The following is a 12,245-nucleotide window of genomic DNA, read 5'->3' as shown; positions in this document are numbered from 1 at the left end:
CATTATTAGAATCGGTTACCCAATGTTGTGTTTTGGCCAAGGAAGATGTTAGTGGTATCAAACGTTTGGTTGGTTATGTAGTGGTAGAAGGGAAACTCAATAAAGCTGATTTACAAGAACAATTAAAATCAAGTTTACCCGAGTATATGGTTCCGATGATCTGGGTTGAGCTGGATCAGATGCCGCTGACTCCTAATGGCAAACTGGACAGGAAAGCCTTACCGGATCCGGATAATTCCGATTTGTCCAGTCAGGCCTATGTTGCGCCACGTACAGAAACGGAGGAGCAATTAGCAGTAATCTGGCAGAACTTATTGGGTATAGAAAAAATAGGTATTTATGATAATTTCTTTGAATTGGGAGGCCATAGTTTATTGGCTGTTCAGTTAATCTCTCGTTTACAGAAGTTAGATTTTCATATTGGAGTAAAAGATGTTTTTTCGGGACCAACGATAGCTTTAATGAGTGAGAAGTTGTCTTCTTTCTCTTTAGCATATCGTGTTCCTGCTAATAACATTAAAGTTGGTAGTGAGACTATCACTCCGTCAATGGTTCCTTTGGTGGATTTGAGCCAGAGTGATCTGGATAAGATAATTGATACGGTAATGGGAGGTGTTTCCAATATTGAGGATATTTATCCTTTATCGCCATTACAGGAAGGGATTCATTTTCATCATTTGATGAGTGATTCTAAAGAGGGAGATCCATATGTTCTCCCAAGTTTACTTTCCTTTTCAGATCAAAGTAAACGGGATTCTTTCATTGAGGCGCTACAATTTGTAGTGAACCGTCATGATGTTTTACGTACCTGTGTTTTAAGTTCAGGGTTACCAAGAGCTGTTCAGGTTGTTTTACGCGAAGCTCCTTTATGGATTGAAGATTTAGAATTGGATCGTTCTGAAGCAGTTTTACCACAATTAGAGCTTATGATAGCTCCGGGAGGTTGTTGGATGGATATTTCAAAAGCACCATTATTGCATTTGAAATCGGCAGAAGATGTTGAGAATGGCTGTTATTATTTGATTATATACGAACATCACTTAATAATGGATCATGTTAGTATGGAGAAAATTATATCAGAGGTGATATCGTATTTATCCGGAAAAGGTGCCAGTTTAGGAGTTCCTGCTTTGTATCGCGATTTTATAGGTCATACTTTGAATGCGCAAGCGGTTAATAATGGAGCATCTTACTTTAAGACTTTATTTGGAGCAATCGAAGAACCTACCTATCCTTTTGAATTATCTAATGTTTTAGGAGGTGGTAAGGGCATTGAAGAGTCTCGTGTAGTACTCTCAAAAGATTTAAGTACAGAGTTGCGTAAATTGAGTGTGTTGCATGCGATAAGCCCGGCAGTCTTGTTCCATGCCGCTTATGGATTGGTAGTAGCCAAGTGTAGTAATAAGGACTATGCTGTCTTTGGATCCTTGTTTTCGGGAAGACTTCAGGGTTCTGTAGGAGCAGCAGATTCTCTAGGGTTGTTTATCAATACATTGCCGGTACTTTTAGAGTTAAAAGGGAATGTAGTAGAATATGTGAATCAGGTAAAAGTTTTGTTACAGGATTTACTATCATACGAGCAAACTCCTTTATCCCATATTCAGGATTGGAGTGGTATAAGCAATGATAAAGCCTTTTTCAGTGCTTTATTGAATTACCGTCACTCGGCACCTGCTTTAACAGAAGAGGAAGATGCAAGTGAATTTGATTTCGGTATAACGGTTCTGGGAGGTCAGGAACGCACCAATTATCCATTCACTTTAAGTGTAGACGATTTTGGAGATGATTTTGGATTAACAGCTCAGATTGATGGAAGTATAGAGGCTAAGCGTATTCTGGTTTATATGGAAAATGCTTTGACGGAACTTCTGGAAGGTCTAAAAAACGAAGAAGTAAATACAACGGCTTTACCTATTTTATCAGAAGAAGAGTCGCACCAGTTATTGGATATTTTCAATGATACAACGGTAGAATATCCAAAGGATAAAACGCTGATTGATTTATTTAAGGAGCAGGTTAAAAAGACTCCTGATGCTATTGCAGTGGTTTATGAAGGAGAAGAGTTGAGCTATAAGGGATTGGATAAGCGTTCTAATGCGTTGGCAAATTATTTGTTAGCTCATAATACGATCCATTCGGAGCATTTAGTTGGCGTTATTTTAGAACGCAGTGATTGGTTAATTGTTTCATTTCTAGCAATATTAAAAACAGGTGCTGCTTATGTTCCTATTGACGCTAATTATCCGGAAGAAAGAAAAGAATATATAAAAAACGATAGTGGTTGTACGGTAATTATAGACAATTCATTTCTGAATTTATTTAAAGAAACGATTTCTGATTATTCAGATGTTCAGCCTGAGATTGCTATAAAGTCAAATGACTTGGCCTATGTTATTTACACTTCGGGAAGTACAGGGCAACCTAAAGGAGTCATGATTGAACATAGAAATTTAATTCATTTATGTTTTTGGCACCAAAGAGCGTATGCTGTTACGGCTCAAAGCAAGGGTACTTTATTTTCCGGAATTGGTTTTGATGCCAGTATTTGGGAAATATGTCCTTATTTAGTTTTTGGAGCGAGCTTGTATCCTATCCCGGATAAAATGCGCTATGATTTGGATCAACTTTCAATGTTTCTGATTGATCATTCGATTACACATAGTTATATACCAACTTCCCTGTGTGAAAGTTTTATAGAAGAAGAGATTTCGTTGCCAAACCTTGTTGTTTTAACAGGAGGAGATGTGCTGCATTTAAATAAATCGACTGATATTACTATTTATAATAATTATGGACCAACAGAGATTACTGTAGTTGCGACTAGTTATAAAGTAAAAAAGGATAGACCAATTAAAATTCCTATTGGTAAACCTGTAGACAATACCAAGGTATATATTATGGATGAAAGGCATCAGTCTTTACCCATTGGAGTAGTCGGAGAATTATGTATCGGAGGTTCAGGAGTGGCTCGTGGTTATTTAAACCAGGAAGAGTTAACTAAGGAAAAGTTTATAACAAATCCTTTTGTAGCAGGAGAAAGAATTTACAAAACAGGCGATTTAGCACGTTGGCTTGCCGATGGTAATATTGAATTTATCGGAAGAAAAGACGATCAGGTAAAGATTCGCGGTTATCGTATCGAGTTAGGTGAGATCGAAAATGCTTTATCGTCATTAGAAGCTGTTAGTCAGTCTTGTGTTTTAGCCAAAGAAGATGCAGGAGGCACCAAACGTTTGGTTGGTTATGTAGTGGTAGAAGGTGAGCTGAATAAGATTGATTTACAGGAGCAATTGAAATTAAGTTTACCGGAATATATGGTGCCGATGATCTGGATTGAACTGGATCATATGCCTTTGACTCCTAATGGCAAATTGGACAGGAAAGCCTTACCGGATCCTGACAGTTCAGATTTGTCCAGTCAGAGCTATGTTGCTCCACGTACAGAGATTGAGGAACAATTGGCGATCATCTGGCAGAATTTATTAGGTATAGAAAAAGTTGGAGTTTATGATAATTTCTTTGAGTTGGGTGGTCATAGTTTATTGGCTGTTCAGTTAATCTCTCGTTTACAGAAGTTAGATTTTCATATTGGAGTTAAAGATATTTTTGCAGGTCCTACGATAGCATCGATGAGTGAGAAATTATCTTCTTTATCTTTAGCATATCGTGTTCCGGCCAATGGTATAGCTGTAGATAGTAGTTCTATTACTCCGTCAATGGTTCCTTTGGTAGATTTGAGCCAAAGTGATTTAGATAAGATAAGTGATACGGTAATGGGAGGTGTTTCTAACATTGAGGATATCTATCCTTTATCGCCATTACAAGAAGGGATTCATTTCCATCATCTAATGGGTGATCCTAAACAGGGAGATCCTTATATCCTTCCTAATTTACTTTCTTTTTCAGATCAGGATAAACGAGATTCTTTTATTGAGGCATTACAATTTGTAGTGAACCGTCATGATGTTTTGCGTACCGGTATTTTGAGTTCAGGTTTACCGGTTGCAGTTCAAGTTGTTTTACGCGAAGCGCCTTTATGGATTGAACATTTAGAATTGGTTCATATCTTTGACAACACTTACCAGTAATTCTTTATAATGCAACAGCATTCGATCAATTGTAGCTTTATCAAACAAAGCGGTACAATACCCCATATCTAAAGTAATACCGTTATTACTTTCAGTTATATGCAATGTTAAATCAAATTTCGAATTAGAAGTTTCAAACCCGTAATCTGAGAGGACAATATCTTGTAATTCTAAACTTTCCTCTTTATATAATTCAGGTGTATTTTGCAATATAAACATCACCTGAAATAAAGGGCTCGTACTCATATCACGATTCGTAATCATTTGATCCACTACTTTTTCAAATGGAACCAACTGATGGTCATAACCGTCTAATGTGGTTTCTTTTACTTTTTCTAAAAGTTCCTTGAAACTTGGATTACCTCCAAGATCACTGCGAAGTGCCAACACATTTATAAAAAAGCCAATCATACCTTCCAACTCTGCTTGGGTACGGTTTGCTATTGGTGTTCCTACACAGATATCATCTTGCCCGCTATAACGCGACAACAATACCTTAAAGGCAGACAGCATTACCATAAATAAGGTAACACCTTCTCTTTGACACAATGCATTTAAGGAATTGCTAAATTCTTTATCCAAGACTAAGAAAATACTTGAACCTGCCATACTCTGTACAGAAGGACGAGCGTAATCTGTTGGTAAAGATAAGGTAGTCACTCCTTGCAATTTCTCTTGCCAATACGATAACTGTGCTTCTAAAACAGCTCCTTCGAGATACTTTCTTTGCCAGATCGCATAATCTGAATATTGCAGAGTTAGTTCCGGTAAAACAGCAGTTCTGCCGGATTGAAGAGCACTGTAAAGCTCCATAAACTCATTCACCAAAATACCACCTGACCAACCATCACTGGCAATATGATGAAGCACACAAGCCAGTACGTACTGCTGGTTTCCTAAATCGTACAGACAGCTTCTTAACTTATACTCTTTTGCTAAATCAAAAGGCAACATCAGATAGTCCTGCAGACTGTTTTCAAATAAGGATACATCTGTTATTTTTACCTGCTCCAGCTTCCAGTTTTCTGCAGGTATTATTGCCTGATACCCTACTCCGTCCTCTGATAAAAGAACTGTGCGCAATACCTCATGACGCGAAACTATACTTTGTAAGGTTTGCGACAGGATCGATACATCTACTGTGCCTTCCAAACGAAGAACAGTAGGAATATGATATTCTGTACTACCTTGCAATTGATCTAAAAACCATAAACGTTCCTGACTAAAGGACAATGGAATTCGTGCCGGACGCTCCTCCGCAACAATAGTCGGCAATAAGACTCCTTCTGATTGAACCGATACATGAGCCCCTAATGCGGCTATAGTAGTATATTCAAATATTTCTCTGATAGCTAACTCAATAGACAATTCTTTACGGATCATCGACACCAATCGGGTCGCCAGTAAACTATGGCCTCCTAATTCAAAGAAGTTATCGTAAACACCTATTTTTTCTATTCCCAATAAATTCTGCCAGATAACAGCTAATTGTTCCTCTGTCTCTGTGCGTGGTGCAACATACTCCTGTGTAGAGAGATCTGAATTATCTGGATCCGGTAACGCTTTCCTGTCCAGTTTACCATTTGAAGTCAATGGCATCTGATCCAATTCGACCCAGATCATCGGAACCATATATTCGGGTAAACTTACCTTTAATTGATCCTGTAAATCTGTTTTATTTAGCTCCCCTTCTACAACCACATAACCAACCAGACGTTTGTTACCATTTGCATCTTCTTTGGCCAAAACACAACACTGAATCACCGATTCTAACAATGACAAAGTAGTCTCAACCTCACCCAACTCAATACGATAACCACGAATCTTAACCTGATTGTCCTTTCTGCCGATAAACTCAATACTACCATCCGCAAGCCAGCGTGCTAAATCGCCTGTCTTGTAAATTCTTTCTCCTTCTATAAATGGATTTGTTATAAACTTCTCTTGGGTTAGTTCCTCCTGGTTTAAATAACCTCGAGATACTCCTGAACCGCCAATACATAACTCCCCAACTACGCCTACCGGTACTAAACTCAGCTGCGAATCTAAAATGTAAATTTGAGTATTACCTATAGGTCTTCCTATGTTTATTTCTCTATCGTTACAAGTACCCTTATCATAAAAAGAGATGGTAGAAGTTACGGTCGTTTCTGTCGGGCCATATTTATTATAAAATGAATATCCTTCATTCCAGGCTTCCATTAAATCTTTATTACAAATCTCCCCTCCAACAACTATTCTTCTTAAGGATTTTAAATCGGTCCTCACAGGTAAAGTGCTTAACATACTTGGAGTAGTATGAAAATGTGTTATCTTTTGAACATCAATAAAATCCAGTAAATTTTCAGTATCAAGAATCGTTTCTTTATTTACAAGAATCAATTTACTACCACTACATAAGGTTATAAAAATTTGTTCAACAGAAGCATCAAAAGCAAAGTTTGAAAACTGCAAAACAACATCACTTGAATCAATAGCAAATGTGTTAACCTGAGAAGTAACCAGATTTATACTATTTGTATGTTCAATCATTACCCCTTTAGGTCTTCCTGTACTTCCTGAAGTGTAAATTACATAAGCCAAATGATTCGGCGCTACTAGACCACTATAATCTTCTGCAGAATATCCTGAGATCACATCCCAATCCTTGTCTAACAATACCACCTTAAGATGGGTATGTTCTGCTAATACTTTATGGCTTGCGATACTGCTTAACACCAAATTCATACCCGCATCTTGCAACATATAAGTAATACGATCTGATGGATAATCAGGATCTATTGGAACATAAGCCCCACCAGATTTCAAAATTCCCAAGATACCTACAAGCATTTCCAGTCTGCGCTCTACACAGATCCCCACAAGGGTATCAGCTTGAACTCCTTGTTCTCTTAAATAAGATCCTAATTGATTCGATTTCTCATTTAATTCCTTATAACTTAATTCTGCTCCCTCATAAACCACAGCAATGGCATCCGGAGTCTTTTTAACCTGCTCTTCAAATAAATCAACTAATGACTTATCTTTTGGATACGCAAGAGCTGTGTCATTGAAAACAGTTAACAATTGGTGTTTTTCGTCTGCAGTCAACATCGTCAGACTACCGATTGGCTGATTGATATCATTCACAATATCTACCAACAACTCCTGATAATGCAACAACATACGATCAATTGTACCTTTATCAAATAAATCGGTACAGTATCCCATATTCAAGGCGATACCATTACTATTTTCAGATACATTAAAGGTCAAATCAAATTTTGAACCGAAAGTCTCAAATTCATAGTTTGAAATCTCAATGTCCTCTAATACTGTTCCTGTAGCTTCTTCGGGTGTGTTCTGTAATACGAACATTACCTGAAACAATGGTGTCATGCTTCTGTCACGGGTCGTAACCACTCGGTCTACTACCTTTTCAAATGGAACTAACTGATGGTCATAACTCTCCAAAGTCGTTTCCTTCACTCTTCCTAAGAGCTCACTGAAACTTGGATTGCTTCCCAGATCAGTGCGAAGCGCCAGGGTATTGACAAAAAAGCCAATCATGCCCTCTAATTCCGATTGGGTACGGTTTGCTATTGGCGTTCCTACACAAATATCGTCTTGACCGCTATAACGCGCCAGTAACACTTTAAAAGCTGACAACATTACCATAAACAAGGTAACGCCTTCTTTTTGGCATAATGCTTTTAAAGACTCACTGATTTCTTTATCCAAAACTAAGAAAACATCCGATCCTGCTGTACTTTGAATTGAAGGACGTGCATAATCTGTTGGTAAGGATAAAGTAGCCACTCCCTGAAGCTTCGTTTCCCAATACAATAATTGGGATTCTAATACGTCGCCTTCGAGATACTTTCTTTGCCAGATCGCATAATCTGAATATTGTAAAGCAAGTTCCGGTAAAACAGCTGACCTTCCTGACTGAAAAGCGCTGTAAAACTCCATAAACTCATTCACCAAAATACCACTTGACCAACCATCACTGGCAATGTGATGAAACACACAAGCCAATACATACTGTTGGTTTCCTAAATCATAGAGACCACTTTTTAACTTATAATCCTTTGCTAAATCAAAAGGACTTGCTAAATAATGTTGCAGATTACTTTCCAATAATCCTTGCTCTGTTACTTTTATCTGATCCAGTTTCCAATCTTCCGCATCTATTACTTGCTGGTATCCTACACCCTCCTCTGATAAAAGTATCGTACGCAATACCTCATGACGTGATACTATATTTTGTAATGTTTTTTCTAAAATTGATACATCTACTGCTCCTTCTAAACGCAGCACTATAGGGATATGATACGCAATACTTCCTTCTAACTGATCCAAAAACCACAAACGTTCCTGACTGAAAGACATTGGAATGCGCTCCGGACGCTCCTCCACAACAATTGCCGGCAATAATATTCCTGCCGATTGTCCCGATACATGAGTTCCTAAAGTTGCTATAGTAGTATATTCGAATACTTCCCTGATAGATACTTCAATAGACAACTCTTTACGAATCATCGATACCAATCGGGTAGCCAATAAACTGTGGCCTCCCAACTCAAAGAAGTTATCATAAACTCCAACTTTTTCTATACCTAATAAGTTCTTCCAGATCGCTGCTAATTGTTCCTCAATCTCTGTACGAGGCGCAACATATTCTTTTGTAGACAAATCCGAATTATCCGGATCCGGTAATGCTTTTTTGTCCAGTTTACCGTTTGAAGTTAAAGGCATTTGATCCAATTCAACCCAGATCATCGGAACCATATATTCCGGTAAGCTTAATTTCAATTGATTCTGTAAATCAGTCTTATCGAGTTTGTTCTCTGAAACTACATAACCCACCAGGCGTTTGGTACCTACTGCATCTTCTTTAGCCAATACACAACATTGAATAACCGATGCTAACGATGACAACGTATTCTCGATCTCACCTAACTCGATGCGATAGCCTCGAATCTTAACCTGATTGTCCTTTCTGCCAATATATTCAATATTTCCATCCGGTAGCCAGCGTGCTAAATCGCCCGTTTTATAAATTCTTTCTCCTTCTATAAATGGATTTACTATAAACTTCTCTTGCGTTAATTCTTCTTGATTTAAATAACCAAGTGCAACTCCTGAGCCTCCAACACATAATTCTCCAATAACACCGATTGGCAATAAATTCAATTTGGAATCTACGATATAGGCCTGACTATTTTTAATAGGCTTACCAATAGGAAGATTGGTATAAGTAACTTTATCAATCGTATAGGTCGTCGAAAACGTAGTATTTTCTGTCGGACCATACCCATTGACCATATTTAAATCGCTATAAAGCTCTTTTAATTTATTGGTATAATTAAACAAAACCACATCACCACCAACTGCTAAATCACTCAAATTTTCAAAAACAGTTACATCATCTTCTACTACTTGATGAAACCAAGAGGCCGTCATCCACATAGTGGTAACTTTATTTTTTACAATAAGTTCTTTTAGATTGCTGACATTTAGCAATGCATTTGTATCTGCTAATATTAATTGACCTCCATTTAGTAAGGTTCCGAAAAATTCTAAAGTAGTAGCATCAAAAGAAATAGATCCTGTTGACAACCATACCGTATCTGAATTTAATGAGATATAATCACAACTTGTACATAAACTGACAATATTACGATGTGTTACCATCACTCCTTTCGGATTACCCGTTGTTCCTGAAGTATACATAATATAAGCAACTGAAGCAGGCTCTGTTTTATGTGAAATTTCAGAAGCTTTATAATTAACCGATTTATCTATATCCAGGAAGACAATAAACTCTGAAGATAGACCTGATAATAAAGATTCTTCCCTGTAAATCAGAAAATTGACACTCGAGTCCTTCAAAATATAGGATAATCGTTCAGCCGGTAATGTAGGATCTAAAGGAACATAAGTACTTCCTGATTTTAGGATACCTAATATACTAATGATCATATCAAAACTTCTGTTAAACAAGACTCCTATTCGGGAGTTTCTTATCACTCCAACCGATTCAAAATAATGAACCAATTGATTGGAACGCTCATCCAGTTCTTTGTAAGTCATTACCTGATCTCCAAAAACCAATGCTGTCGCATCCGGTGTTTTAAGAACCTGATCTTTAAATAAATCGCTTATCGTTTTATCTTGAGGGTAAGCTAATTCCGTATCATTAAAAATATTCAACAATTGATGTTCTTCTGCTCCGGTAAGCATAGAAAGCCCATCTATTGGCTGATTGACATCCTTCACAATACTTGTCAACAACTCCTGATAATGCAACAGCATACGATCAATTGTAGCCTTATCAAACAAAGCACTACAATATTCTATATCTAAAATAATATTATCTTTAGTTTCAGATATATTTAGCGTTAAGTCAAATTTTGAATTAAATGCATCAGACTCATATCCCGAAAGCATGATATTCTCTAAAGTCAGTTCGTCTGAACCTTCCGGTGTATTTTGCAATACAAACATCACCTGAAATAAGGGGCTCATACTTCTGTCACGGGTAGTAACCACGCGATCTACAACCTTCTCAAATGGAACTAACTGATGGTCATAGCTGTCCAATGTAGTCCCTTTTATTTGCTTTAAAAGTTCCTTAAAACTTGGATTACCTCCAAGATCACTGCGAAGCGCCAGCGTATTGACAAAAAAGCCAATCATTCCCTCTAATTCCGATTGGGTACGGTTTGCAATTGGAGTTCCCACACAAATATCCTCCTGCCCGCTGTAACGAGATAACAATACTTTAAATGCCGATAACAGCAACATAAACAAGGTAACACCCTCTCTCTGACATAACGTATTTAATGACTCACTACATTCTTTATTTAAGATAGCCGAAACATTTGATCCCGCTGTACTTTGTATCGAAGGACGGGGATAATCTGTTGGTAAGGTTAAGGTAACTACATCTTGCAGCTTTTCTTCCCAATAGGATAACTGGGATTCTAAGACAGCTCCTTCGAGATACTTTCTTTGCCAGATCGCATAATCTGAATATTGTAAAGTTAATTCCGGTAAAACAGCTGTTCTGCCATATTTCAGCGCACTGTAAAGCTCCATGAACTCATTGACCAAAATACCTTCCGACCAACCATCACTGGCAATGTGATGAAATACACAAGCCAATACATACTGTTGGTTTCCTAAATCATACAGACAGCTTTTTAATTTATAATCTTTTGCTAAATCAAAAGGACTTACTAAATAATGCTGCAGATTACTTTCCAATAATCCTTCGTCTGCTATTTTTACCTGGTCCAAAGTCCAGTTCTCTGTACTTATAACTTCCTGATACCCTACACCATCTTCTGATAATAATATCGTACGAAGTACCTCATGACGGGAAACTATAGTTTGTAATGTTTGTTCTAAGATGGATATATCCAGTGCTCCTTCCAAACGAAGTACAGTAGGCATATGATATTCTGTACTGCCTTGCAATTGATCCAAAAACCACAAACGTTCCTGACTGAAAGACAATGGAATTCGCTCCGGACGTTCTTCAACAACAATAGCAGGCAACAATACTCCCTCTGACTGAACCGATACATGAGCTCCTAAAGCTGCTATAGTAGTGTATTCAAATACTTCTCTGATTGATACTTCGATAGACAATTCTTTACGAATCATCGACACTAATCGAGTAGCCAATAAACTGTGCCCTCCCACCTCAAAGAAGTTATCATAAACACCTATTTTTTCTATACCCAATAAGTTCTGCCAGATTACTGCTAATTGTTCTTCCGTTTCTGTACGTGGCGCAACATAGGCCTGACTGGACAAATCGGAATTATCCGGATCCGGTAAGGCTTTCCTGTCCAGTTTGCCATTAGGAGTCAGCGGCATCTGATCCAGCTCAACCCAGATCATCGGAACCATATACTCGGGTAAACTTGATTTTAATTGTTCTTGTAAATCAGCTTTATTGAGTTTTCCTTCTACCACTACATAACCAACCAAACGTTTGATACCACTTACATCTTCCTTGGCCAAAACACAACATTGGGTAACCGATTCTAATAATGATAATACATTCTCAATCTCACCCAGCTCGATACGATACCCACGGATCTTAACCTGGTCGTCTTTCCTACCGATAAGTTCAAGGTTACCATCAGGCAACCAACGTGCCAA

2 protein-coding genes are annotated in these 12,245 nt (G+C 37.8%); one reads left to right on the top strand and one right to left on the bottom strand.

Features of this window, described 5'->3' with window-relative positions; genetic code table 11:
• On the top strand, positions 1-4,088 hold a 4,088-nt coding region (locus tag AB674_RS21485; protein ID WP_131701571.1), incomplete at its 5' end, for a non-ribosomal peptide synthetase.
• On the opposite strand, the gene AB674_RS21480 is transcribed toward AB674_RS21485, so the two are convergent.
• Positions 4,050-12,233 carry an amino acid adenylation domain-containing protein gene (locus tag AB674_RS21480; RefSeq protein WP_205625370.1) on the bottom strand — a complete coding sequence of 2,728 codons (8,184 nt, stop codon included), beginning with the start codon at positions 12,231-12,233 and terminating at the stop codon, positions 4,050-4,052. The genes AB674_RS21485 and AB674_RS21480 overlap by 39 nt on opposite strands.
• Positions 12,234-12,245 lie beyond the last annotated feature (12 nt).

Source organism: Flavobacterium sp. ABG (genome assembly GCF_001027725.1).
Classification (GTDB): Bacteria; Bacteroidota; Bacteroidia; order Flavobacteriales; family Flavobacteriaceae; genus Flavobacterium; species Flavobacterium cupriresistens.
Note: the sequence above shows the minus strand (reverse complement) of the source record. Positions and strands in the feature narration are given on the sequence as shown.